This is a genomic window from Staphylococcus sp. HMSC62D11 (assembly GCF_001839145.1).
Classification (GTDB): domain Bacteria; phylum Bacillota; class Bacilli; order Staphylococcales; family Staphylococcaceae; genus Staphylococcus; species Staphylococcus lugdunensis.
The window spans coordinates 20,928-47,328 of record NZ_KV840184.1; the positions used below are offsets into that span (position 1 = coordinate 20,928).

The 26,401-nt window shown below is 33.2% G+C and carries 26 protein-coding genes; 2 read left to right on the top strand and 24 right to left on the bottom strand.

The window, feature by feature from the left end; all coding sequences use genetic code 11:
- Position 1: 1 nt before the first annotated feature.
- A complete protein-coding gene (locus HMPREF3267_RS03015; RefSeq protein WP_002478186.1) occupies positions 2-343 on the bottom strand; it encodes a DUF1798 family protein in 342 nt (113 codons plus the stop codon).
- A gap of 249 nt (positions 344-592) precedes the next feature.
- On the opposite strand from HMPREF3267_RS03015, the gene recU reads away from it, so the two are divergent.
- Together recU and HMPREF3267_RS03025 are read left to right on the top strand one after the other, a co-directional pair.
- Positions 593-1,219: a Holliday junction resolvase RecU gene (gene recU / locus HMPREF3267_RS03020; protein ID WP_002459100.1), complete on the top strand. Its 627-nt coding sequence runs from the start codon at positions 593-595 to the stop codon at positions 1,217-1,219.
- Positions 1,216-3,411 (top strand): transglycosylase domain-containing protein, encoded by a 2,196-nt coding sequence (locus HMPREF3267_RS03025; RefSeq protein WP_002459099.1) that lies wholly within the window; start codon positions 1,216-1,218, stop codon positions 3,409-3,411. Before recU ends, HMPREF3267_RS03025 begins: the two co-directional genes overlap by 4 nt.
- Before the next feature lie 89 nt (positions 3,412-3,500).
- On the opposite strand, the gene HMPREF3267_RS03030 is transcribed toward HMPREF3267_RS03025, so the two are convergent.
- From HMPREF3267_RS03030 to der, 23 genes are all read right to left on the bottom strand, one after another.
- Complete coding sequence (locus tag HMPREF3267_RS03030; protein WP_002459098.1) at positions 3,501-3,833, bottom strand: YpoC family protein; 333 nt, start codon at positions 3,831-3,833, stop codon at positions 3,501-3,503.
- A 6-nt stretch (positions 3,834-3,839) separates the two neighbouring features.
- Positions 3,840-4,499, bottom strand: a complete 660-nt coding sequence (nth, locus tag HMPREF3267_RS03035) for an endonuclease III (protein WP_002478185.1) — start codon at positions 4,497-4,499, stop codon at positions 3,840-3,842.
- Positions 4,489-5,175, bottom strand: coding sequence for a DnaD domain-containing protein (locus HMPREF3267_RS03040; protein ID WP_002459096.1), 687 nt, complete (start codon positions 5,173-5,175; stop codon positions 4,489-4,491). The genes nth and HMPREF3267_RS03040 overlap by 11 nt, the downstream gene beginning before the upstream one ends.
- A 183-nt stretch (positions 5,176-5,358) precedes the next feature.
- The gene (gene asnS, locus HMPREF3267_RS03045) at positions 5,359-6,651 is read right to left on the bottom strand and encodes an asparagine--tRNA ligase (protein WP_002459095.1); all 1,293 of its coding nucleotides are present in this window, start codon (positions 6,649-6,651) and stop codon (positions 5,359-5,361) included.
- Positions 6,652-6,758: 107 nt separating this feature from the next.
- Positions 6,759-9,440, bottom strand: coding sequence for a helicase C-terminal domain-containing protein (locus tag HMPREF3267_RS03050; protein WP_062077647.1), 2,682 nt, complete (start codon positions 9,438-9,440; stop codon positions 6,759-6,761).
- A gap of 23 nt (positions 9,441-9,463) precedes the next feature.
- On the bottom strand, positions 9,464-10,435 hold the full coding sequence (locus tag HMPREF3267_RS03055) for a biotin--[acetyl-CoA-carboxylase] ligase (protein WP_002478183.1): 972 nt from the start codon (positions 10,433-10,435) through the stop codon (positions 9,464-9,466).
- Positions 10,422-11,624, bottom strand: coding sequence for a CCA tRNA nucleotidyltransferase (locus tag HMPREF3267_RS03060; RefSeq protein ID WP_002459092.1), 1,203 nt, complete (start codon positions 11,622-11,624; stop codon positions 10,422-10,424). Before HMPREF3267_RS03060 ends, HMPREF3267_RS03055 begins: the two co-directional genes overlap by 14 nt.
- 12 nt (positions 11,625-11,636) lie before the next feature.
- A complete protein-coding gene (bshA, locus tag HMPREF3267_RS03065) occupies positions 11,637-12,755 on the bottom strand; it encodes an N-acetyl-alpha-D-glucosaminyl L-malate synthase BshA (RefSeq protein ID WP_002478182.1) in 1,119 nt (372 codons plus the stop codon).
- Between the two features lie 26 nt (positions 12,756-12,781).
- On the bottom strand, positions 12,782-13,105 hold the full coding sequence (locus tag HMPREF3267_RS03070; RefSeq protein WP_002478181.1) for a nucleotide pyrophosphohydrolase: 324 nt from the start codon (positions 13,103-13,105) through the stop codon (positions 12,782-12,784).
- 169 nt (positions 13,106-13,274) lie between these two features.
- Positions 13,275-13,970 (bottom strand): zinc metallopeptidase, encoded by a 696-nt coding sequence (locus tag HMPREF3267_RS03075; RefSeq protein WP_002459089.1) that lies wholly within the window; start codon positions 13,968-13,970, stop codon positions 13,275-13,277.
- Positions 13,971-14,015: 45 nt separating this feature from the next.
- Positions 14,016-14,612, bottom strand: a complete 597-nt coding sequence (locus tag HMPREF3267_RS03080) for a DUF1405 domain-containing protein (RefSeq protein WP_002459088.1) — start codon at positions 14,610-14,612, stop codon at positions 14,016-14,018.
- A 3-nt stretch (positions 14,613-14,615) separates the two neighbouring features.
- Positions 14,616-15,176, bottom strand: coding sequence for a YpiB family protein (locus tag HMPREF3267_RS03085; protein ID WP_207754588.1), 561 nt, complete (start codon positions 15,174-15,176; stop codon positions 14,616-14,618).
- Positions 15,177-15,199: 23 nt separating this feature from the next.
- Positions 15,200-16,444 (bottom strand): tetratricopeptide repeat protein, encoded by a 1,245-nt coding sequence (locus tag HMPREF3267_RS03090; RefSeq protein ID WP_070823838.1) that lies wholly within the window; start codon positions 16,442-16,444, stop codon positions 15,200-15,202.
- Between the two features lie 3 nt (positions 16,445-16,447).
- A complete protein-coding gene (aroA, locus tag HMPREF3267_RS03095) occupies positions 16,448-17,743 on the bottom strand; it encodes a 3-phosphoshikimate 1-carboxyvinyltransferase (RefSeq protein WP_002459085.1) in 1,296 nt (431 codons plus the stop codon).
- A 10-nt stretch (positions 17,744-17,753) separates the two neighbouring features.
- On the bottom strand, positions 17,754-18,818 hold the full coding sequence (gene aroB / locus HMPREF3267_RS03100; protein WP_062077651.1) for a 3-dehydroquinate synthase: 1,065 nt from the start codon (positions 18,816-18,818) through the stop codon (positions 17,754-17,756).
- A gap of 33 nt (positions 18,819-18,851) precedes the next feature.
- On the bottom strand, positions 18,852-20,018 hold the full coding sequence (aroC, locus tag HMPREF3267_RS03105; RefSeq protein ID WP_002459083.1) for a chorismate synthase: 1,167 nt from the start codon (positions 20,016-20,018) through the stop codon (positions 18,852-18,854).
- Positions 20,019-20,416: 398 nt separating this feature from the next.
- A complete protein-coding gene (gene ndk, locus HMPREF3267_RS03110) occupies positions 20,417-20,866 on the bottom strand; it encodes a nucleoside-diphosphate kinase (RefSeq protein ID WP_037542929.1) in 450 nt (149 codons plus the stop codon).
- Positions 20,867-21,008: 142 nt separating this feature from the next.
- Positions 21,009-21,965, bottom strand: coding sequence for a polyprenyl synthetase family protein (locus HMPREF3267_RS03115; RefSeq protein WP_002478175.1), 957 nt, complete (start codon positions 21,963-21,965; stop codon positions 21,009-21,011).
- Between the two features lies 1 nt (position 21,966).
- Entirely contained in the window at positions 21,967-22,692 is a 726-nt protein-coding gene (locus HMPREF3267_RS03120) for a demethylmenaquinone methyltransferase (RefSeq protein ID WP_002492336.1), read from the bottom strand.
- 12 nt (positions 22,693-22,704) lie between these two features.
- A complete protein-coding gene (locus tag HMPREF3267_RS03125; RefSeq protein ID WP_002478173.1) occupies positions 22,705-23,271 on the bottom strand; it encodes a hypothetical protein in 567 nt (188 codons plus the stop codon).
- Positions 23,272-23,546: 275 nt separating this feature from the next.
- Positions 23,547-23,819 carry an HU family DNA-binding protein gene (locus HMPREF3267_RS03130; RefSeq protein ID WP_002478172.1) on the bottom strand — a complete coding sequence of 91 codons (273 nt, stop codon included), beginning with the start codon at positions 23,817-23,819 and terminating at the stop codon, positions 23,547-23,549.
- A 169-nt stretch (positions 23,820-23,988) separates the two neighbouring features.
- Positions 23,989-24,987 (bottom strand): NAD(P)H-dependent glycerol-3-phosphate dehydrogenase, encoded by a 999-nt coding sequence (locus tag HMPREF3267_RS03135; RefSeq protein WP_002492343.1) that lies wholly within the window; start codon positions 24,985-24,987, stop codon positions 23,989-23,991.
- Positions 24,988-25,004: 17 nt separating this feature from the next.
- The gene (der, locus tag HMPREF3267_RS03140; protein WP_002459076.1) at positions 25,005-26,315 is read right to left on the bottom strand and encodes a ribosome biogenesis GTPase Der; all 1,311 of its coding nucleotides are present in this window, start codon (positions 26,313-26,315) and stop codon (positions 25,005-25,007) included.
- Positions 26,316-26,401: the final 86 nt, after the last annotated feature.

The following is a 26,401-nucleotide window of genomic DNA, read 5'->3' on the forward strand; positions in this document are numbered from 1 at the left end:
ATTATTCCCCAATTTCAAGTTGTGATGCCATGTAATTTAAAACATAAGTCACATTTTTAAATTTCTCATTAAAAAGTTTGCGACTTGTTCTATAATAATGACATTCAACTGATAATTCTTTCACCATTTGTAAAAATATCTGCCATTTATATTCATTTAAATAAGGTAATGTTACGATGTCATCTTTATAATAGGAAAACTGTGTAAGAAGAGAATCTATTTGCGTGGCATAAGGCTTTACATAACGGTCAAAATCATAATTGCACTGTGATTTTTTAACTTTATTATAGGTAGATTTTATATATTTTAATTCATCATTTAATTGATTAATATATTGTTGCATTTAGGCCTCCCATAAATAAATTTAACATAATTACACAGTGACGTCATTTTAGTATCTTTTTCAGTGTTATTTATGACACATCATTAACTAAATTAACTGAAATATTGTGTTAATTGGCAATAAACGTTAAAATGAAGTGGTTAATGTATAGATTGATATTTTATACATTATTCTCATATAAAAGTTTGGAACATTAAAATGCCTCATGTATAATAAGAAGGGTTTATAACCAAACTGGTGGTGAAAGTAATGAATTATCCAAACGGGAAACCATTTAATTCAAATAAGACTAAGGTCGGACGCAATGATGCCACTATTTCAGGTAATATAGAATATGGTGGGCGCGGAATGTCTTTGGAAAAAGATATAGAATTATCTAATTCTTATTATTTAGACAAAGATATAGCTGTTATTCACAAGAAACCTACACCAGTGCAAATTGTGAATGTTCATTATCCGAAACGAAGTAAAGCAGTTATAAATGAAGCTTACTTTCGTACGCCTTCAACAACTGACTATAATGGTGTTTATCGAAGTCATTATATCGATTTTGAGGCAAAGGAAACGAAAAATAAAACGTCTTTCCCATTAAACAACATTCATGATCATCAAGTTGCGCATATGCAAAAAGCACATGTCCAGCGCGGTATTGTGTTCTTAATTATGCGATTTAAAGTACTTGATGAAGTGTATCTTCTTCCCTATTCTAAGTTTGAATATTTCTGGAAAAGGTACAAAGCGGATGTTAAAAAGTCGATAACAGTTGAAGAAATACGAAAAAATGGTTACCATATTCCTTATCAGTATCAACCTAGATTAGATTACCTCAAAGCTGTTGATAAGTTGATATTAGATGAAAGTGAGGACCGCGTATGACGGAAAAGCAAGGATCTTCTCAACCTAAGAAAGGTAATAATGGGAAATCCAAACAAAAACAGAATAAAAGTGTGAAGAGAACGATTATTAAGATTATAGGTTTTATGTTTATTGCCTTTATCATTCTCGCACTATTAGGTATTTTACTTTTTGCTTATTATGCATGGAAAGCACCCGCATTTACAGAATCGAAATTACAAGATCCTGCGCCTGCTAAAATCTATGATAAAAATGGCAAATTAGTTAAAACACTCGACAATGGTGCTAGACGAGAGCATGTTGATTTGAAGAATGTACCGAAAAACATGAGAAATGCAGTTTTAGCAACTGAAGATAATCGTTTTTATGAACACGGTGCACTTGATTATAAACGTTTATTTGGGGCCGTAGGTAAAAACTTGACTGGTGGCTTTGGTTCACAAGGTGCTTCAACATTGACCCAACAAGTTGTCAAACGATCATTTTTATCAGAAGAGAAATCTATTGGTCGTAAAGCACAGGAAGCATACCTTTCATATCGGTTAGAGCAAGAGTATAGTAAAGATGACATTTTCCAAATGTATCTAAATAAGATTTACTATTCTGATGGTGTATATGGTATTAAAGCTGCAGCTAAATATTATTTCAATAAAGACTTAAAAGATTTAAATTTAGCTGAAGAAGCATATTTAGCTGGTTTACCACAAGTTCCAAATGTTTATAACATTTATGATCATCCAAAAGAAGCAGAAAATCGTAAGGATACAGTTCTTTATTTAATGCATTATCACAATCGCATTAGTAAAAAAGAATGGGAACAAGCGAAGAAAACATCTTTAAAAGATAATCTCGTTCAACGTAGTACAAAAGAACGTCAAACTGGTACGAAAAATCAAGATACGGATTACGATTCTTATGTTAACTTTGTAAAATCTGAACTTATGAATAATGATAAGTTTAAAAATCAAAATCTTGGTGATGTTTTACAAAGCGGAATCAAAATCTATACAAACATGGATAAAGATGTCCAAAAAACATTACAAAATCGTATAGACAACGGTAACTTCTACAAAAATGATGATCAGCAAGTTGGTTCTTCAATTGTAGACAGCAAAACTGGCGGATTAGTTGCTATTTCAGGTGGACGTAATTTCAGAGATGTCGTCGATCGAAACCAAGCTACTGACCCTCACCCTACTGGTTCATCATTAAAACCATTCTTAGCATATGGTCCAGCAATTGAAAATATGCAATGGGCTACAAATCATGCTATTCAAGATGAATCTAGTTATCAAGTTGAAGGTTCTACATTTAGAAACTACGATCAAAAAGGTCATGGAACAGTATCAATGTATGATGCTATTCGACAAAGTTTCAATATACCAGCTTTAAAAACATGGCAAGCAACACGTTCTCAAGCTGGTAACAATGCACCGAAGAAATTTGCATCAAAAGTTGGACTTGATTACAAGAATGAAATTGGTCCGTCTGAAGTACTAGGTGGTTCTTCATCAGAATTCTCACCTACTCAATTAGCTTCAGCATTTGCGTCAATTGCAAATGGAGGAACATACAATAATGCACATTCTATTCAAAAAGTTGTGACTGCAGACGGCGAAACAATTGAATATGATCATTCTAGTCATAAAGCAATGAAAGACTATACGGCTTACATGTTGGCTGAAATGCTTAAAGGTACGTTTTCAGCATATGGTTCAGCATATGGACATGGTGTTTCTGGCGTTAATATTGCAGCGAAAACTGGTACTGGAACATATGGTGAAGAAGTTTATCAAAAATATAATTTACCAGATAGTGCAGCTAAAGATGTATGGATTAATGGTTTCACTCCAAAATACAGTATGTCAGTGTGGATGGGCTTTAAAGAAGTTAAACAATATGGTACAAATTCATTTGTTGGCCATTCTGAACAAGAATATCCACAATATTTACTAGAAGAAGTGATGTCTGATATTTCACCAAGAGACGGTTCAGACTTTAGTAAACCTGACTCTGTAAGTGGTAGTAATAAAGAATCATTATCAGTAGCTAATCACCCTGATAATAATACAACAGGACGAAAAGTTTATGGAAGTAGCGGTTCTAGCGACAGTACTTCAAGCTCAAATCGTTCAAGTAATTCAAACACATCAAGTGGAGCAAGAAACAACTCAAGCAGCACAGGTGGTTTAAGCTCAGTTTTCGGACGATAATAAATTCGTCATAAATGAAATTCCCTCTAAAGCTTTCTTAATTATTTAAGAGATGCTTTAGAGGGAATTTTTTATTATTTAATGCACATTTATGATTTACGGAATTTCAATCTTGTTTGATAGCTTGCAGCCATTTTTATTAATTCGCTTTTTAATGTTTTCATTTGTCTGTAACCCATAAAATGGTATTTTCTAGTTAATAGATATTGATAGCGTTCGTAGAAATTCATTGGAACGATAGGATAAAGTGAGAGTGATTCAAAATCAATTGCAGAAATTTGATTGATTTGTTTGAAGTAATCTATTAACAGTTGAAAATATGCATCAACTACTGGTTTGGCTTCAGCTGAATTTAAATTTCTGGTAGCTGCAAATTGTTCAAGTTGTTGTTCTAATACTTCAAAATCTTGCTTTTCTATCATCTGAAATCACGCTTTCTTTAATTTAAGTTTATATCGTTTTTGTCCTTCTCTACAATCATCAAACAATGGGCATATGTCACATTTTGGTTTTCTTGCAATACAATGATAACGGCCGAAAAATATTAATTGATGATGGCTTTTATTCCAGCGGTCCCTTGGGATTATTGAGCATAACCTATCTTCTACTTGTCGCACATTATCTTTCCATCTATTGATACCTAAGCGTTTTGAGACACGTTCGACATGGGTGTCGACGGCTAAAGCTGGTTCTCCGAATGCTACACTCATCACCACATTTGCCGTTTTACGTCCAACTCCTGCTAAACTTTCTAGTTCTGCATGAGTTTGGGGAATTTGACCATTAAATTTTTCAAGTAGTGAGGTACATAATTTTTTGATATTTTTTGCTTTATTACGATATAAACCAATAGAACGGATATCTTGTTCTAATTCTTCTAATGGTACAGCTAGATAATCTTCAGGTGTTTTATATTTAGTGAATAATGTAGCGGTTACTTTATTTACTAAGTTATCCGTACATTGGGCTGACAAAAGAACTGCAATTGTCAGTTCGAATGCATTATTATGCCTTAGTTCGCATTCTGCATTTGGAAACATATCAGCGATAATATCGATCATTTTTAGCGCTTTCTTTTTACTTATCATCTAAGTTCTCTCCATTTAACCAGTCAAATTTAGGGACTTCTTTAACTGTATGTTTCATTTTAGGCTTATGAAACTGTTCACGAATTTTATTTGTATCATCGATTGTTTTTACATTATTTTTCTTCCAATTAAGCAGTATTCGATCCATATATTTAAAACTAAGCTTATTTTGCCCCACTGCTTCATCCAAAGCTGCTTGGATGATACTAATGTCGTGATGATCCACATCAATCCACTGATTTAACGTTTCAATTTCATAGGGTGATAACGGTCTAGCAAATATTTGTTCTATCAAAGTGAATAACTGTTGGAATTGATTATCTTCTTGCTTATTTTGACTCTTAAGTTCTTGTTGCTTGAGCAAGGATAATAATTTAGTATAAAACGGATCCAAGTTCATATATTCGGTAAATTTACCTTCTTCATCTTTATTCACATTTAATTCCAATAAATCTAATTGGATAAGATGTTGTATAATTGTGGTGATTTCTCTAGAATCTAGTGTCGATCCTTTTCTTAAGGCTTCTATTGAGGGCTGTTTATTAGAAGTTTCTGCAGCATAAATTAATTTAATAAGAATAACCAAATCTTGTTCATCCATACCTAATTCACTATAATGATCAAATAATTCTCTTCTTAATACGACTGGTCTTGTCTTGAGTTGAAAGATATCCATATATTATCACCTCAATATATTTAGTTTCTATAAAATGGGAGTGAGACAGTTTGTTATCCCACTCCCCTAACCAAAATTCTAAAGTTGTAGATTGCGAGCATTAATAGGCAATCAGTTTAGCGTTAAAATTGTTTATGCCTAATCAATAAGCTTATCATTTCTTACTTAATAAACATGTAAATGTTATGGATAAAGTCTATTTAGTAAGCGTGGGAATGGTGATGTTTCTCGAACATGTTCAACACCTGATATCCATGCAACTGTTCTTTCTAAACCTAAACCAAAACCACTATGTGGAACGCTACCATAGCGACGCAAATCTAAGTAGTAACTATAGCTTTCCTCATCTAAGTGATATTGCTTGATGCGTTCTTCAAGCAATTCTAAATTGTTAATACGTTCTGAACCACCTATAATTTCACCATAACCTTCTGGCGCGATTAAATCGGCACAAAGCACAGTATTGTTATTGTCTGGATTTGGTTGCATATAAAATGGTTTAATTGATGTTGGATAATTTATGATAAACACTGGCAAGTCATAATGATTAGCAATAGCTGTCTCATGCGGTGCACCGAAATCATCGCCCCATTCGATATCATCAAATCCTTGTTCTTTGAGATAATCAATCGCATCATCATAGGTAATACGAGGAAATGGTGTAGCTACCTTTTCTAATTTTGAAGTATCTCTATCTAATAATTTCAATTCTAAAGTACAATTTTCTAATACGGATTGGACCACATGCGCAACATATTGCTCTTGAACCTCTAAACTTTCAGCATGCGTTGTAAAAGCCATTTCTGCTTCAATCATCCAAAATTCAATTAAATGACGACGTGTTTTAGACTTTTCAGCACGGAACGTTGGACCAAATGAAAAAACATTTCTATGAGCCATAGCCGCAGCTTCAAGATATAATTGACCACTTTGAGATAAAAACGCATCTTGATCAAAGTATTTTGTATGGAATAACTCACTTGTGCCTTCAGGTGCACTTGCCGTTAAAATAGGTGGATCAATTTTAGTATAGCCGTGCGTATCAAAAAATTCATAGGTAGCTCTAATAATTTCATTTCTAATTTTCATAACAGCATGTTGTTTTTTTGAACGCAGCCATAAATGACGGTGGTCCATTAGAAATTCTGTGCCATGATTTTTGGGAGTAATTGGGTAATCATGTGCTTCGTGAATTACTTGAATTGATGTGACTTGCATTTCATAGCCGATATCAGAACGATTATCTTCAGATATTGTACCTGTAACATAAAGTGAAGATTCTTGTGTAATATCTTTAGCAAGTTGGAAAGTCTCTTCATCTACGGCAGACTTAACCACGACACCTTGCATAAAACCAGTACCATCTCGAAGTTGTAAAAATGCAATTTTACCACTTGAACGTTTGTTTGTTAACCAAGCTCCAATTGTTACTTCTTGGTTAAGATGTTGTTTTGCTTGCTTAATTGTTGTCTTCATAACTCGTCTCCTATTGTGTATTTCTGTTTATTAATACTCTTTCATTTTAACAAAAGCACTATGTAAGTTCTAGTTGTCCATATTTTATTTTTACTAGTGTTTCAAGCTTATTTAATCTTATTGAGTAATTTATTGAATTGCTGGATATCACCTTTATTCTGACGATAATCTACAAGTACTTGAGAAAAGAAATTTTTATAGTTACTATGAATTAATCTGTCATCAAATGAAATGATTAAACCTTGATCTTCTTCGTTACGAATTAAACGTCCTAATCCTTGTCTAAATCGTGTAACTGCATCAGGTAATACATATTCTTTAAATGTAGATTTGAACTCTGAATCCATCAGCCAATATTTTGTATTATATTTATTCATAAATGGTAATTTAGCAATCATGACACATTTAATGCCATTTGATTGAAAATCAAAACCTTCAAAAAATGTTGATGTGCCTAAAAGTATTGCTTTATCAAAACTATTGAATTGCTGCACAATTTTATAATTTTGATTTTGTTGTTGTGTCAAGACGATATAATCTTCAAATGATGGTAAGTCATTGATAAGTTCTTGTACCATGTGCATCATTTTATAGCTGGTAAATAGAATGAGACATTTTGATTGCGTTTTTTGTGTATAAACTTCTAAATATTGCACGATTGAAGAAACATAATCTTCAATGCTTAAATAGTTATAAGGTTCTACATCAGTAGGTATAAACACATTTGTATTTTTAAGTTGTGGCATTGGATTTTGAACTTCAAATGTATTAAATGAGACAGTTTCGGTAAACCAATTTTTAAAGGCATCAAACGAATGGTTAAATGTTAAAGTACCAGATATAAAAGTTAAAGATTTAAATTTATCTAAAATTTGTGAGGTTAAAACGTCTTTGACATTATAATCTTTAATAAATAAACGAATGGTCGATTTTTGCTGTAAATTTTTTATGGCAATAAACGTCGTGTGATGTTCTAATAAACTGTTTTCAATTGCCTTGTAGCGTTCATTAAGATATAGGAGTTGTTTTCTAAATGATTTAACAGTTTTATGACTCATACCATTAAAGAATTCCAAGGTTTTATTAACTTTTGTAATGACTTGATGTAAATCATTCAAAATGGATTGTGTATCAAAATCATAGACATAATGGTATCGATGAGTGTCATCATCGTGTGTTTCACTGCTGTGTATAATATCAAACATTGTAGTAAATAAGCGTTCATTTAATTCATGAATATCAGTTATATGAGATTTCAAGCCAAAAATATCAATGGGTGGGATGTCTAATTTTTCTAGAATACGTTGTTGTTCTAAGTGATCAATAGCTTTCAATAATTTTTCATTTTCATTTTTACCGATTAAGCCAAGTTGATATTTTATATCTGCATAGTTCAATTCGTTAGTGACTTGATTTAAAGCATAGTCAGGAAGACGGTGTGCTTCATCTATAATACAATCGTCAAATAATTCATAAATAGAATTTTCGTGATCAGAATGAATGAGGTGTGCATGATTTGTTACACCAATTTGAATGTTTTGTGCATTGCGTTTAATATAATTATAAAAATGAACATCGTTTTTTTCTGGAACATATGTTTCAATTTTTTGGTCAAAGTACATCTTTTGACCGCCTTTTAAATTAAGCTCTTGTATGTCGCCAGTTTCAGTCTCAGTTAGCCAGATGAGCAGTTTCATCTTCAAGATACTTACTTCATAATTGATATTTTCATCTTTCAATATTTGACTGATTAATCCTAATGAAATATATTCACTTTTGCTTTTAATCAATAAGGCATTAATTTTAAATTCTAATGCTTGATTGAGTTCAGGGATATCTTTATAAAGTAGTTGATGCTGTAAAAGCTTTGTATTCGTTGAAATCATGACATGTTTATCCGTTTCAATGTTATACATTAAGGCTGCGAGCAAATAAGCTAAGGACTTGCCACTTCCTAGTGGTGCTTCTATCATGGCTTTATCACTATGCATTAATTGATCAAGAATAATTTCAGATAAGTATAATTGTTGTGGCCTATAAGTTAACTTTAATTGCGCCACTACTTTTGAATATAAGTCTTTTAAAGAGCCATTAAAGTCTGTTTTTGGCGCTTTTAAATCGATTTGTTTTTTATACATAATTTGTTCAAAACGGTCGAATTTGTTACCTGGCAAAGCGTTTTTATATTGGCGTACCATTTCAAACAAAATATGATACAAGTCATATTTTAAGTTTTTGCTTAAATAATATAGTTGTTTTAACGTGTCTAGTGGTAATGTTTCAAACTTTTGAAATGCTTTAATCATTAATTTTGCAGTTGTTGTTGCATCTTCATCGGCACGGTGCGCATTATCTAATGGAATATGGTGTGCCTCTGCCAATTCACTCAGCTGATAACTTTTATCTGTAGGGAAAGCAATTTTAAATAATTCAACAGTATCAATCACCTTTTTGGGTTGAAAATGGATATGATTACGTTTAAATGCCTTTTTAATAAAAGTTAAATCGAAAGAAACATTGTGCGCAACAAACACGGAATCTTTAAGCTGTTTATAGACGTCTTCTGCAACTTCATGAAAATATGGTGCTTGCTTTAACATATCTTCTTCTATTGAAGTGAGCGCTTGTATAAATGGAGGGATTTCTACATCAGTGTTAATCATTGAATGGTAGGTACCTACAATTTTTTGGCCACGAACGAATGTGATACCTATTTGAATAATTTCATCGTAATCAAGCTGGTTACCGGTCGTTTCTAAGTCAACAACGGCGTAACTTGTTTGCCCCATGATTATCTCTCCTTAACTCATGATTATATTTCAATATCTGCACTCATTAAACGGCGCATATTCCCTTGGTTATCTCTGACAATTAAAAAGCCGTTATAATCTATATCTTCCGCTTCACCCATAAATTGCGTGCCATTTTCAGTGAATTTTATTTGACGCTGCCAAATGTTAGATGCTTTGATATATTCATCACGGATGGTATTAAATGGCTGTGTAAGAAACTGTTGATAGCGATAAACAATTTGTGAGATAAGCTGATCAAAAAATGCATAGCGATTAATTTTATGTGTGGCATGGAGGCGTATGCTCGTTGCTCTGGACTTAATTTCTTCTATAAAATCATCTTCAGTATGATTCATATTAATGCCAATACCACAAATGATTGCTTCAACAGCATCGTAATTCGCAACCATTTCAGTTAAGAAGCCGCAAACTTTTTTATCACCGATATAAATATCATTTGGCCATTTTATTTTAACCTCATCATTCGCAAATGCTTGAATAGCATCGCGAATACCTAAAGCAATAAATAGGTTGAACTTAGGCATCATATCAAATGGTACATTAGGTCTTAAAACAACTGACATCCACAAGCCTTTCCCTTTAGAGGAACTCCAATTTCGGTTAAAGCGACCACGTCCTTTTGTTTGTTCATCACTCAATATTAGATAAGATTTAGAATTATTAACTAACATTTGTTTAGCAATTATTTGTGTCGAATCGGCTGTGCGATAAACTTCTATTTGATCAAATATCTGATGTTTGTTAACAATAGGTTTAATAATGCCTAAATACCATTGATCAGGTAACGATTTCAACTGATGTCCTTTGTGATTAATCGATACGATGTCGCAACCTTCGACTTTTAATTGGTCAATAATTTTCTTTACAGCTGCACGTGAGATGTTTAATTGATTGGCAATATGCTGTCCTGAAATGTATGTGTTGTGATGTTGATATAGCATATTAATCACATCTTGACTATATTTCGACATGTTTTTTCACCCACTTCAATATCTGTTCTTTATTATTTTGCACATTGTTGTTGACAATTGCTACTTCAATCATTCTTAATACCGTTTTAATCCAAGGACCACGTTTTTTATTGAAGAAGTTAATTAAATCATAACCACTTATTGCGATATCTTGACGCTGATTTATAATAAGTGATTGTGATATATCGTGAATCACTTCAGGATTAATGATAACAGGATTACCTACTTTTATATGCTGATCTTGAAACATTTGACGATGGTTTAAGATTTCTAATAAAGAATGACTGCCATAGTCATATACTAATAGACGTAAATCTTGTTTTGATTTTATCTTATTCAAAAGTTGAAGCAAAGATAGCAATTGTTTAATCTTTTGTTTCTCGTTGTTACTTATTTTGAGAGAAGTAAGAGAAAATTGACTATTTGTTGCAAACAACAATGATGCAATCCATAGTTCGAAAGACATAGGCTCTGTTACTATAAATTTGTTCATATCTATAGATTCAAAGAATGGGATATGGTTAAACAACCCTAGCTGAATCATATGCTTGTAACTGGATGACACATAATGCCCTTGTATTAATTTTTTTAATTCAACGATAATACGTTCTATAGATAAGTAAGCTGTATCTGCCACACGTTGTTGCATGGCAAGAAATGTTGTTGTATCAATTGTAAAGCCTAATTGAGCCTCGAAACGGAGACCACGTAATATTCGCAGAGCATCTTCTTCAAATCGCTCATGAGGCTCTCCTACCGTTCGGATAATGTGTTGCTTAATATCAGCTTGTCCACCAAAGTAATCGTAGATTTGATAAGATTTGTCCATTGCAATGGCATTCATGGTAAAATCACGACGTTCAACATCTTGATACAAATTTCTGACAAACGTTACCTCACTAGGGCGACGATGGTCTGTATATTCTTCTTCTGCTCGAAATGTAGTTACTTCATAATTATGCTGTCCATAAACAACATTGATTGTGCCATGTGCTTTGCCAATAGGAATTGTATGCTGAAATATTGTTTCAATTTCATCAGGTGTAGCGCTTGTTGTGATATCAATATCATGTATATCTCGTCCCATAATATAGTCACGCACTGATCCACCTACAAAATAAGCCTCGTAACCGTGTTGCTGAATTTTTGTTAGTAAAGGTTTTGCTTGTTCAAATAATCTATATGACATCTGATACCTCTTTTACTGTAACATTTTATTGTAATAATATTCATATTGGTCAGTAATAAGTTCTGAGCCAAAACGTTCTTTAATATCCTTTAGCATATTGTGTTGTATCGTCTGATATAATTGTGGATTATTTAATAGTTCTAGCACATATTCACTAGCCTGTGCACTATCACCAACGTCAACGATATAACCTGTTTCTCCATGCTTGATAACTTCTTTAATGCCTCCTGCGTTTGAGCCAATCGGTACGACGCCTGTCTTCATCGCTTCCAACAAGCTTAACCCAAAACTTTCCTTTTCACTTAAAAGTAAGACAATATCTGCAAGTTGATAAAATTCACTCACACAATCTTGCTTTCCTAAAAATAACACATGATCTTCTACATTAAGGTCACGTGCTTTTTGACGCATATCACAGAGTTCAGGGCCATCACCCAACAATAATAACTTACTTGGTATGGATTGATGTACTTTTGCAAAAGTCTCAATTATAGTATCTATGCGTTTAACACGTCTAAAATTAGATACATGAATAAGTACGCTCTCCTCAGGAAGAATACCATACATGTTCTTTAGAGACTCATCATGTTTTGTCGGAAATTCATCCTCACGCACAAAGTTATAAATAGGAATGATATCTTTGTCAGTCTCAATAATATCTTTAGTTTGTTTAGCTAATGACTGACTGACGCTTGTCACTATGTCACTTTCTTCGATTCCGAATTTTATAGCATCTTTTAATGTGTGGTCATAACCAAGTACTGTGATATCTGTGCCATGAAGTGTTGTCATGATTTTTATATCTTTACCAGACATTTGGCGAGCAAGTATGCCGCAAACAGCATGTGGAACTGCGTAATGCATGTGTAATATATCTAAATCATACTCTTTAATAACTTCCGCAATTTTTGTACTTAAAGTGATATCATAAGGCGGATATTGAAATACGGCGTATTGATTAACTTCAACTTGATGAAAAGTGACGTTTGGCAAAGGCTTTCTAATTCTAAATGGTAGATTTGAAGTAATAAAATGAACTTCATGACCACGTTCTGCCATCTTAATGCCGAGTTCTGTAGCAATAATTCCCGAGCCACCCATTGATGGGTAGCATGTAATCCCAATTTTCATTTAGCCATAACTCCCTTCCTATTACATCAAGACTTGCGCTCAAAACGGTTTTTATCACGTGTATTAAACTTTTTCATCGTTTCATTAAAGCTGTCAGTCATATCAATGTTTAAAGAGTTAGCGATGCAAAGAAGTACAAATAAATTGTCCCCTAGTTCGGCTTTTACGGTGTTATCTTCTTCTGAATCTTTCTTTTGTTTCTCACCATAATAATGATTAATTTCTCTAGCTAATTCGCCAACTTCTTCTGTTAAGCGTGCTAAGTTGGCTAAAGGAGAAAAGTATCCCGCTTTAAATTGACTGATGTATGCATCGACTTCTTTTTGCATCTCTTTCATAGATTTAGTCATTGTCATTCTCCTTTAATAATTATGTCTTATATAGTATATATCAAAATTTCTGAACATGCATTCGTCGTGCAATGACAAATAAAAAACAAGGTACAACTTGTGCACCTTGTTAAAGAATATGGCTATACGAATATCTCAAAATTGTAGCATTAAATGCTATATTTACTTGTTAATCACTAGAACGCGCAATAAGGATAAGTCTTACAAGTTCAGCAACAGCTGTTGCAGTAGCTGCCACATATGTCATCGCAGCGGCTGATAAAACTTTTTTAGCATGTTTATATTCTTTTTCATTTACAATATTTAAGCTTTGTATTTGTTTCATAGCACGTGAGCTGGCATCAAACTCTACTGGTAAAGTAACGATTGAAAACAATACGGCTAGTGACATTAATCCTGCACCAACCCATAACGCTGTTGAGCCAAAAGCACTACCAAGTGTTGTTAATACAATACCTAATAAGACAAGCATATAACTTAGTGAACTACCAATATTTGCAAAAGGTACTAACGCTGTTCTAAAGCGTAAGAATGCATAACCTTGTGCATGTTGAATTGCATGCCCAACTTCGTGCGCAGCAATTGCTGTGCCAGCTACAGATGGACGATCAAAGTTAGCTGGAGATAAACAAACGACTTTCTTTTTTGGATCGTAGTGATCTGTTAAAAAGCCTTCTCCTCGTACTACTTCGACATCATAAATACCGTTAGCATGCAGGATTTCTTCAGCGACTTCACGTCCTGTTTTACCACTTGTAGATCTGACTTGTGAATATTTTTCATAATTTGACTTTACGTTGTGTTGTGCCCACATAGGAATCGCCATAATGATGACAATATAAATTATATAAGACATTAAAGACATTAAACTCACTCTCCCTTTGATAATATTTTACTGAGAACACGCACATTAAGCAAATAATTTAAACTTTAATATGGAACCAAATATATAATATAACAGAATACTCATGAAACTTAAACATACTGTAAATACAGCAATTGGAACAAGGTGCATAGCGATAAAGTCATATATAGGATACTGCTCAAATAGATAGTCTATCGCATCGTTAATGAATAGCCATAATGAACCAACTGCTATTGCAAAAGACGAACGTTGTAGTCGTGGATAAATATAACATGCTTCCATAGCCATTATGGCGTGAGATAATAGCAGGAGTAGACCATTTATTGTTATATCATGATTTTCAATAAACATTAAAATGTTCATGCTGACAGCCCAAATACCATATTTAAACAATGTTAAAAAAGCTAGAGTACCAACAATACCACAACGTTTATTGTTCAAGAAGCAATATAATGTTAAACATAAAAATAACGAAGCGGTTGGACTATCAGGTACAAATGGTAAAAAATACCATGTTGTTGAAGATAATTGTTCAGCATACCAGTAATAGCCATATAACGTACCTAAAACATTGCAAAACAAAAGCAATAAAAGAAACGGTTTATAATATAAGGATAGTTCCCAAATTTCACGAATGCGCATAATTTAATCCTCTAGATTGTTATTAGTCATGTGTTGAGCTTTAATCGTATTTAGAACATGTGTTAATTGCGTAAAACGTTCTGTGTCATGCATCAATAAACTTAAATCAATATTTTCATACAGCTGACTTAAAAATTGATGTTGTAACGTACTATTTGAAGATAAGGTATGAATATAAGGTAAATAGGATTGGTATCGCTCAGATTGTACTATTTGTGCTAAAATAAGCTGTTCTAATTTCGCATCCGGTCCGACGTGAAGTGGAAAATGTATTAAGATATCAAATGGTGTAGATTGTGAAATAATGACATTAAAAATCTCATTAGAATTAATAAGGTGGTTATGATGATATTTATACTGAATTGCTTCATCATCAGCACCAACAAGTGAAAGCTCAAGTGTTGGGTGAGATGGAATCTTTTCTACAACAAAATGAATTTGGCTAAGCATTTTATCAGATGCTTTAATATAGTTAAGTAACCAAACACTTATACGTGATTTAAAATGATAATGAAACAAAGCATATTCTATATAGCTTTGTTTCATTTGTGTAAGTGAATCCATCTGCACTATATTACCCCCTCTTATCAATTTTCAAGTCTAGCGGTTTCTTCGTGCCAAATTTCATTGCTAGGATCTAATTCTAACAGTTGATTTAAAATTTGTTGCGCATGATTTTTGTCACCAATTTCTAATAAATAGTAATAATAATCACTTAAAAATGCACTCTGCGTCTTAAGGGTTGGATAGGCTAATTCAAAGAAATGCTGAGCCTCTTTATCGCGTTCTTCTTGGCCAAAAGCAAAAGCAAGGTGCCATGTAAATACGGGATCTAAATCTTCTTCGTCTACATATTTCAAGAGGTTAATCAACGCTTCATAATCTTCTTCAGAACGGAATAAATCAGCTAATAATAGTAATGGCTCGTGATAAGCATTATCCACTTCTAGAGCTTGTTTGAGTAATGCGACACCTTCATTAGCGTCTCCATGTTCTATTTCAATACTACCAGTTGAAACCATTAACTCTTTATAAAATTGACTTAATCGTAGACCTTCTTTACCAATTTCTATTGCATCAGCATAATTCTTTTCATGTTCATATAACTGTTGAAGGTAATAATAACCTTGTAAAAAGTCTGGATCTTTGGTTAACAAAGTAGTCATGATTTTAATGGCTTCTAATGACAAATCATTTTTCTCATACGCAATTGCTTTTTTAAAATAATCATCGGATGTCATTTCTTCATCGCTGATTTCATCAAATAAACGGATGGCATCGGAATAATTACCACTTTGTAAACTACAATCAGCCATACGCGCAAATAAATTAATACCATTAATTTCATATTCACCAGTGTCTAACACTGTTTGGTACTCATGTGTCGCGCGCAGATACTGACCGTCATAATACAATATTTCTGCCAAAGCAAAGTGTATAATTGGATCGTTGGGTTCGAGATCTCGAGCTTCTATTAATTTATCAATAGCGACCTCTAACATATTTATTTGTTGATAAAGGTCGGCTTCAAGCATTAATTTCTCTGTTGAGGTTTCAACGTGGCTTAAATATTCGAGCGCTTCATCTGTTTGATTTTCAGCCATTAGTCCCTCAATAAAATAAATCAGCAATTCACTTTCATCGGGATATTTATGATAAAGTGTTCTAAAAACTTCTAATCCTTGAGGCATGAGGCCAAAATTATACAATGTTTCGCCTAAGATAAACAAAGCATCATCATTTGGAGATGTTAATGCATCGTTTACACGAGAATCTATATTGTCTATTTTTTGTAGATTGATATCGTCTATCAATTTGTAGATATCTTCCATTTGTTATTCTCCCTCATTTTCTAACTGCTTTAATTTTGATAAGAAACCTGGAAAAGAAACATTTACAGCATCGAACTGTTTAATTTCAAGTGGTTCTGATGAAAGTAATGATCCAATGGCTAACATCATACCAATACGATGATCGGATAAGCTATCAACTACTGCAGCTCTCGTCAATGATGATGGATGGATGATTAGGCCGTCCGCAGTGGGTTGAATATCAAATCCTAATAAGCCTAGCATATCTGCAGTTGTATCAATACGGTTTGTTTCTTTCACTTTTAATTCTGTAGCATCTTTAATAATGCTTGTACCTGTTGCTTGTGTACATAGTAACGCGATAATTGGTAATTCATCAATCGATTTAGGCACAAGCTCACCATCAATATGAATTGGTTTTAAATTTGGTGTATATTGAACATGAATTGATGCAGTAGGTTCAGCCTCTTGTGTTTGATTTAAAAGTTCAATGTGCGCACCCATTTTTAGTGCGATATCTATAATACCTGATCGTGTTGGATTAATGCCAACGTTATGAATTGTAATATCACTGCCAGGTGTAATTAAAGCTGCCACAATAAAGAAAGCAGCTGATGAAATATCGCCAGGTACAGTGAAATCACGTGCTTTAATATGTTGAATAGCATTCTTTGGTACTGTAATAGATTTACCATCAATCGTAATTGGAATATTAAAATGTTTAAACATTGTTTCAGTATGATTTCTACTTAATTCTTTCTCTATAACTGTCGTGCTATCATTGGCAAATAAACTTGCAAGCAGTATCGCACTTTTAACTTGTGCACTTGCAACCTCCATCTCGTATCGAATACCATGAATATTTCCTGGTTGAATAATGAGTGGCGTGTAATTATTATCAACACTTGAAATATTAGCTTGCATTAATTGCAGGGGTTTAAGTATACGATCCATAGGTCTTTTTCCAATTGAAATATCACCTGATAAAACGCTTTGAATCCCAACGCCACTTAGTAATCCTGCTAATAATCTTGTTGTTGTACCTGAATTACCAGTATATAGTACTTGATGAGGTGTCTTAAAGTTCCTATAACCAGGAGAATCGATATAAACATTATCATCTTTAATGGTAATATCTACACCAAGTAACTTGAAGATATTTAATGTTCTCAAACAATCTTCACCTAAAAGCGGTTGATAAATAGCTGTTTTTCCAGATGCTAATGAAGCTAACATAATAGCGCGATGTGTCATAGATTTATCACCAGGAACCGTTATTTCACCTTTGAGTGGACCTGTAATATGAATGGTTTGTGTCATGCTATATCACCTACTTATAATATGATAATAAATCTTTAAATGCCTTATGAAGTATGTCTTTTTCTACGTGCTGAACAACCGGTTGTCCAATAGATTTAAGTAATACCATTTGAATACCCTTACCATTATTTTTCTTATCACCTAACATGAGATTATATAGTTGATCAAACTGCATTGTTGAAATAAATTGCGTTGGGTATTGTAATTTCTCTGCATAGTCTACAAAGTGTTTAATATTAAAGTTTGATCTTAATATTTCATTAGCAACTATAAATTGATAAATGATACCGAACATAATCGCGTGACCATGAGGGATTTTATATTGATATTCTATTGCGTGACCAAAAGTATGACCCAAGTTTAAAAATTTTCGTTTGCCTTGCTCTTTTTCATCCTCAGTGATAATTTCAAGTTTAGTTTGAATGCCTTTAAAAATAAAATGCTCAATATCTTTTAAAGATTGTAATTTTGATTGGTTTGGAAAGGCGTTTTCTATAGATTGAAAGTCATACGGATTGGATAATAATGCATGTTTATATACTTCGGTATAACCACTTAATACTTCTTCATATGGCAATGTTTGAAGAAAATCCAAGTCATAGACGACAGCATTAGGACGATGAAATGCTCCAATTAAATTCTTACCATGTTGAGAATTAATGCCTACTTTACCACCAACGCTTGAATCATGAGCCAAGATGGTTGTTGGCACTTGAATAAAATGGACACCTCTTAATAAGGTTGCTGCCAAAAATCCTGTAAAATCTCCTGTAGCACCACCACCAATCGCAACTAAACATGTTTCACGCGTTGGTTGATAACTAAGTATTTGTTCAATGACTTGATGATAATGGTCAAATGATTTGGTACGTTCTCCTGCTGGAATGGTAATTTTGATTGCATGTTGCGCAGTTACATAATCATTAATTTTGGCTTTGAAGTTAAAATCTACATATTCATCAACTATAACGAAAATTTTATCATAGTCATCTGTGACGCTTGATAGATATTGAAATGCACCGTGTTCTACAATAATGGGATAATTATTTGTGTCATAAGTTGTTGTTAATTCCATTGAATACACCTTCTATTTATTGATTAAACTTGTCTAAAATTCAATATTTAATTGACGACGTTCTTCGATTTGTGACACAAGTTGCTCCATGTGGTTAGATTGAAATTCTTCAAGTATTGCTTTCGCTATTTCAAAGGCAACGACATGTTCACAAACTACACTTGCGGCAGGTACAGCACAACTGTCGGAACGTTCAATGGTTGCTTTAAAGTCCTCTTTCGTATTAATATCTACTGAATTTAAAGGTTTATATAATGTTGGAATAGGTTTCATCACACCATTAATAATTAGTGGCATACCGTTTGTCATTCCACCTTCAAAGCCACCTAGATGATTTGTAGCTCTATAATATCCTTTATTTTTATCGTAATGAATTTCATCTTGAATCGCACTTCCAGGTTTTTCAGCAGCTTTAAATCCTTCACCGAAACTCACACCTTTAAAGGCATTAATACTAACAACACCTTGAGCAATACGACCATCTAATTTTCTATCGTATTGTACATAACTGCCAACACCAACTGGCATATGTTCAACCATCACTTGAACAACACCGCCAATTGAGTCCCCTTCTCGTTTAGCTTCGTCTATTTTATCGCGCATTGCTTGAGCAATCTTGTCATCAACCACACGTACATCATTTTTATCAATATTTGATTTGAAAGTGTTTGGATCGTATAAAGCTTTGTCTTTAATACCACCAATCTCTACAACACGACTGTACATATTTATACCAAGCTGTGCCAATAATAGTTTACATACTGCACCTACAGCTACGCGTGCAGCTGTTTCTCTTGCAGAAGAACGCTCTAAGACATTTCTCAAATCTCTATGATTATATTTCATACCACCAATTAAATCGGCATGACCTGGTCTCGGTTTAGTAATGGTTCGCTTCATTTCTTGTTGTTCTTTTGCTGTGATTGGTTCTACACCCATGATATTGCGCCAATGAGTGAAATCATCATTTGTTACGACAATAGTAATTGGACTTCCCAATGTATAGCCATTTCTAACGCCAGAAACAATTTGTACGGCATCTTTTTCTATTTGCATTCTACGTCCTCTTCCATAACCGCCTTGACGTTTAAACATTTCCTTATTAATATCTTCTGCGTTGATCGCTAAATTTGCAGGAACACCTTCAATAATAACAGTAAGTTGTGGACCATGTGATTCACCGGATGTTAAATATCTCATGATGATTAGCTCCTTCCCATATGTTAATAATTCTCATATGTTCTTATGTTACCATATATGGAAAAGTAAAATAATAAAAATTAAGGGAGTAACTATTTTAGATCAAGCTATTAGGAATAGATATGACTATAGAACAATCTTCTTTAATTAACTGTCTGGGACATAAAGTTCTTAGACAAGTAAAAAAGGAAAATTTCTATTGAAATAGTATTGAAATTGCCTTTTCTAAGTATGTTGATATAAAATTACATATCAATGAGACGTATTGAATAAAAAAGAAGCATTCAGATGAATTGAATTGAATTCATCTGAATGCTATTTTTCTAGGAATTATGCCCTAGATTGCTAGAGATATAGATGTCATACCTCTTAAGATTGGATAAAATGAACTTATGAAATTATTCGTATAACCACTTATCCCTAGGTGCTGAATAGTTACTGATTTCATTTTCATCAAACCATAAATGAATTTCTCTTTCAGCCGAAGCTAATGAATCAGAACCATGAATAACATTTCTCCCAACAGTTAAACCTAAATCACCTCTAATTGAACCTGGTGCTGCTTCTGCTGGATTAGTTTGACCAATAATATGACGAGACACATTAACGGCATTCTCTCCTTCAACTACCATTGCAAATACAGGAGCTGAAGTGATAAATGAAATCAATCCATCGTAAAAAGGTTTACCTTTATGTTCGGCATAATGTGCTTCGGCTAATGAAGTTGATACAGTCATCAGCTTTGCGCCTACAAGCTTTAAACCTTTATTTTCAATTCTAGAAATAATATTTCCTATTAAATTACGCTGTACAGCATCTGGTTTTAGCATTAAAAATGTTCGTTCCACTGTGTATCCCCCTGTTTTCATGTTCCAAAAATGATTATCCTTTACACTATTTTTATGTATATGTGTGTGTAGCATGTAAGAAACCTGCTACTAACTTAATAGTAACAGGTGTTTAAAGCGCTTTCAAGATATTAATTTGTGCTTATATTTCTCGGGAACCCATTTTTTTAATTAATTTTCGGAATAAATTTTGAGCATGTGGCTCGTTTAAACTATCTATAAGTTTTAATGCTTTATCTAAATAATGATCACTTACTTCTTTAGCTTCATGAATACTCTCAGAATTTCGTATATCTTGGATACATATTTCGAAATGCTCTTTAGGGCTTTCAGATGTTAAATCTGTTATTTTTTTCTTGAATTGACTGTTACGTCGCATTTCAAGTAATACAGGTAATGTAATATGTCCGTTCATTAGATCACTGCCAACGGGTTTTCCTAATTTATTTTCAGAACTTGTGAAATCAAGAATATCATCTATAATTTGGAAACTCATACCTATGTAATGACCAATCATTTTTAATTTATAAACGGTTTGTTGAGAGGCATTAGATGTTAAAGCACCTACCTCTGTAGCCAATTGAATCAATAGTGCAGTTTTACGATTAATACGTCTTAAATAATTAGATATTGTTTGGTTACTGTTGAATTGATCTTGGAATTGAAATAGTTCTCCACGACAAACATCCACTATAGATGTAGAAATAATGGTATGAATTCGCGGGTGATTAACTTCTGATAATTGTTCTAAGCCTAGCGCTAATAAAAAATTGCCAGTTAAAATAGCGGTAGTTTGGTCCCACTTTTTAGAAATTGTTAATCGACCTCTGCGTTTATCACTTTTGTCAATTACATCGTCATGCACAAGTGTTGCCATATGGATGAGTTCTAATGCTACAGCTACTTTATATGTATCTTCTGACTGTTTTGATTTACCAAATTGACTACTCAGTATGACAAATGCTGGTCTCACTCTTTTGCCTCCAGATGACAATAAATGAAGAGATGCTTCTTCAAGCACAGTATCATTACTTTTGATTATTTGTTCAAGAAGATTATTTACTTTTTTAATTTCATTATTTATGTTTAACTTTGCCACGTTAATCACCTTTGGTAGAACTTTTTTCTTTATAGCCAAGGTGCATTGCAGCAACGCCACCTGTAAAGCTACGTACTTTAATGTTACTAAAACCAGCTTGACTAAATAGTCGTTTTAACTTTTCTTTATCTGGAAAATTAAATGTTGATTGTTGTAGCCATTCGTATTCTTCTTTAGATTTTGCAAAGAGTTTGCCAAAAATAGGCATAACGAATCTAAAATATAATTTGTAAACTTGTTTGAAAACAGGCATTGTAGGTTGACTAGTTTCTAGGCACACAACCATACCGCCTGGTTTTAGTACGCGATGCATTTCTTTCAGAGCGCCTAAATAATCTGGTACATTACGTAAACCAAAACCTATTGTTACATAGTCAAAAGAGTCATCTTCAAAAGGCAAATGCATAGCATCACCATGAACAAGATGAACATTATCCATAGCGGAAGTTTTTTCTTTTCCAACTTTTAACATATTTTCACTAAAATCAAGTCCAGTAACCTCACCGTTAGGGCCGACTGCTTTGCTTAATGCAATTGTCCAATCTGCCGTTCCACAGCATACGTCCAATGCAACGCTGTCTTTTTTAACACGCATTTCTTTCATTACATGTTTACGCCAAACTTTATGTTGTTCAAAGCTAATAATATTGTTTAAGCGATCATATTTTTGCGAAATATTTTGAAAAACGGTATGTACTTGTTCTTTTTTTGCATTATTGTCAGCCATTATGATTTACCTCTACTTTTTTTCTATAAAACTTTGATTAATTTTTTGAATATCAATTTTTGCTTTTTCTTTGCTATACATTTTTAAATATGATGGATAATATGTTTCAATATCTTCAAAAAGATACTTATAGATATTTGCTATGTCAATTTCTTCACTAAAATAAGATATCGTGATTTGGGGAAATATCGCTTCTATCTTTATGATAGCATCTGTGACTTCTTCTTCGGAAAGTGTTTGCTGATGCAAAGAAGACTTGATTTCATTTACTGTTATAATTGCCTTACTCATTGATAATTGAAAAGCTGGTTCATTTAAATCAGCTAACAATGTATAAAAATGGGCACTTAGTAAGTCACCAATAAGTATAGAATGTTTTGATAAGTTATTATCTGTTATACCATCTAGATGTCTCATTGATGTATCAATTGTGAGGCATGCAAGTTTCGCTTGTTCAGGGATATCGTATTTATCTAATAAACTACCAAGCTTTTGGTTAATATGGATTGGCTCATAGTCTGATATACCCTTTAACCTAACATCAATTTGTTTATTTAGTTTACTTATAGTCGTTTCCATTTTCACACCTCACGATATTATCAATATACATCTTAACATTATCTGCTTGAAAATTAAATAAAGATAGAACTTCTATCTGATGTCAAAGTTAAAACGCATGAGCATGTTGTTAATAAATATTAAAATTTTCTTATTTTGATCAACCTGTGATATTTGAATACAGTAGAGACGGAGTACAATTAGATTTTAAAGTTTAATTGTAACGAAACTTATGTTATTTATGCATTTTTAACTATAAATAAAAAAGCCCTTTTAAAAGGGCTTTAATAAGTAAACTATTTAACAGCATCTTTTAATGCTTTACCAGCTTTAAATGCTGGTACTTTACTTGCAGGTATTTCGATTTCTTTGCCAGTTTGAGGGTTACGTCCTTTACGTGCAGCACGTTCACGTACCTCAAAGTTTCCGAAACCAATTAATTGAACTTTTTCACCTTTAGATAAAGAAGTTTGGATTGATTCGAAAACAGCATCTACAGCTGAACCAGCTTGTTTTTTAGTTAAGTCAGCTTGTTCTGCAACTGCATTAATTAAATCTGTTTTGTTCATATCAGATTCACCTCCTGATAAATGATAATGATAACTTAATACCATTATGGTATGACTTTAACACAATGAGACTAATAACCGCAATGATTTATGTGCGATAAACCTTGAAATAGAGCGATTTATTGATAAGTTTTTAAGTTAATATGCATTTATAGTGTAAAAATACACATTATTCCGATTTTTTATCTCTTCCCATTAATTTTTTTACGCCATCTTTAACAGGTTCGTTTTCAAATAATACTTCATATAAAGCATTGGTAATAGGCATATCAACGTGGAGCGATTTAGCTAAATGGTAAACAGATTCTGTAGTGTATATACCTTCTACAACCATATTCATTTCATTTAATGCTTCGTCCATCGTTTTACCTTGACCTAATTTGTATCCTAGAGTAAAGTTACGAGAATGTGTTGATGTACATGTTACGATTAAATCACCTATTCCACCCAACCCTAAAAACGTCATAGGATCAGCACCTAACTTTTCCCCTAAACGACTAATTTCTGCTAAACCGCGAGTCATTAATGCTGCTTTAGCATTATCGCCAAAGTTAAGTCCTGCTACAATTCCACTTGCTACTGCAATAATATTTTTTAATGCGCCACCTAATTCAACACCAATTAAATCGTTGTTTGTATAAACGCGTAAATAATCATTCATAAATAAGTCTTGAATGAGTTGACTAACTGCTTCATCTTTTGAAGATGCCGCTACTGTAGTTGGTTGTTTAATCACGACTTCTTCTGCATGACTTGGCCCTGATAAGACACCTATACCTGCATTATGTTCTGGAGCAATTGTATCTTCCAACATTTCTGATACACGTTTGAATGTGCCATTTTCAATTCCTTTTGCGACATGAATAAATGTTTTTTTAGAAGATAAGTGCTGATCAATTTCACCTGCTACTTCTCGCATCGCTTTTGTTGGTAAAGCCATCAGAAAAACGTCTGAAAATTGTATAGCTTGATTAATATCAGTTGTAGCTTTAATGCTATCACAAAGTTTAGCTTCTTTAAGATATTGTGGATTCATATGATGTTCATTTAGATTATTTACATTTTGTTCATTTTTCCCCCACATTAATACATCATGGCCGTTTTCAGCTAGTACATTTGCTAATGCGGTTCCAAAACTTCCCATACCAAAAATAGATATCTTTGTCATAATGATCCTCACTTTCTTTAATTTCGTTTTCTTGGAATAATATGAATCGGCGTGCCTTCAAAACCAAAAGCATCACGAATTTGGTTTTCTAAATAGCGTTTATAAGAAAAATGCATCAATTCAACATCGTTAACAAATATAACGAAGGTTGGTGGTTCAATTGCTACTTGAGTAGCATAGAAAACATTTAAACGGCGACCTTTATCTGTAGGTGTTGGATTCATTGAAATCGCATCTGTAACTACTTCATTTAGTGTAGAGCTTTGAACACGTTTTTTATGATTTTCGCTTGCTTCATTGATATAAGGGAACAGTGTACGTAATCTTTGTCGCTCTTTGGCTGAAACAAATGCAATTTGTGCATAATCTAAAAATTGAAAGTTTTTACGAATATCATCTGTAAATTTTTTCATTGTTTTACTATCTTTTTCGACAGTGTCCCATTTATTGACAACAATTACGACCGCTTTTCCTTCTTCATGTGCATAACCTGCAACGCGTTTGTCTTGCTCGATAATACCTTCTTCAGCATCAATAACAATAAGAACGACATTAGACCGTTCAATTGCTTTTAATGCACGTAAAACTGAATATTTTTCGGTAGACTCGTAAACCTTCCCTTTTTTGCGCATACCTGCTGTATCTATTAAGACATAATCTTGGTTATCATAAGTATACTCAGTATCGATTGCATCTCGAGTTGTACCCGCTACATTAGAAACAATAACGCGTTCTTCTCCAAGAATGGCATTCACTAAACTTGATTTTCCAACATTTGGACGTCCGATAATTGAAAGTCTAATTGTATCTTCATCATATGGATCCTCAGTTTCTTTATTGAAGTGCTTAACAACTTCGTCGAGTAAATCACCTAAGCCTAAGCCGTGGGAACCAGAAATTGGATAAGGTTCGCCAAAACCTAAAGCGTAAAAGTCATAAATATCAGTTTTCATTTCTGGATTATCGACTTTATTTACTGCAAGAACAACTGGTTTTTTAGATTTATATAAAATTTGAGCAACCATTTCATCACTTTGAGTTAAACCTTCACGTACATTAACCATAAAAATGATAACATCAGCTTCGTCAATTGCAATTTCCGCTTGTGCTCTGATTTGAGTTTGAAATGGCGCATCTCCGATTTCTATACCACCTGTATCAATGATATTGAATTCATGAGTTAACCATTCGCCTGAAGAATAGATACGGTCACGTGTGACACCAGGAGTATCTTCTACTATAGATACACGTTCACCGACTACTCTGTTAAAAATTGTAGACTTGCCTACATTTGGCTTACCTACAATTGCTACTACAGGTTTAGTCATTTGTTAATTCCTCTCTTTCTTAAATCTCTATAATTTTATCATATGCGTACTTTAAATCAAATAAACATTAATTTCTAGAGCTATAG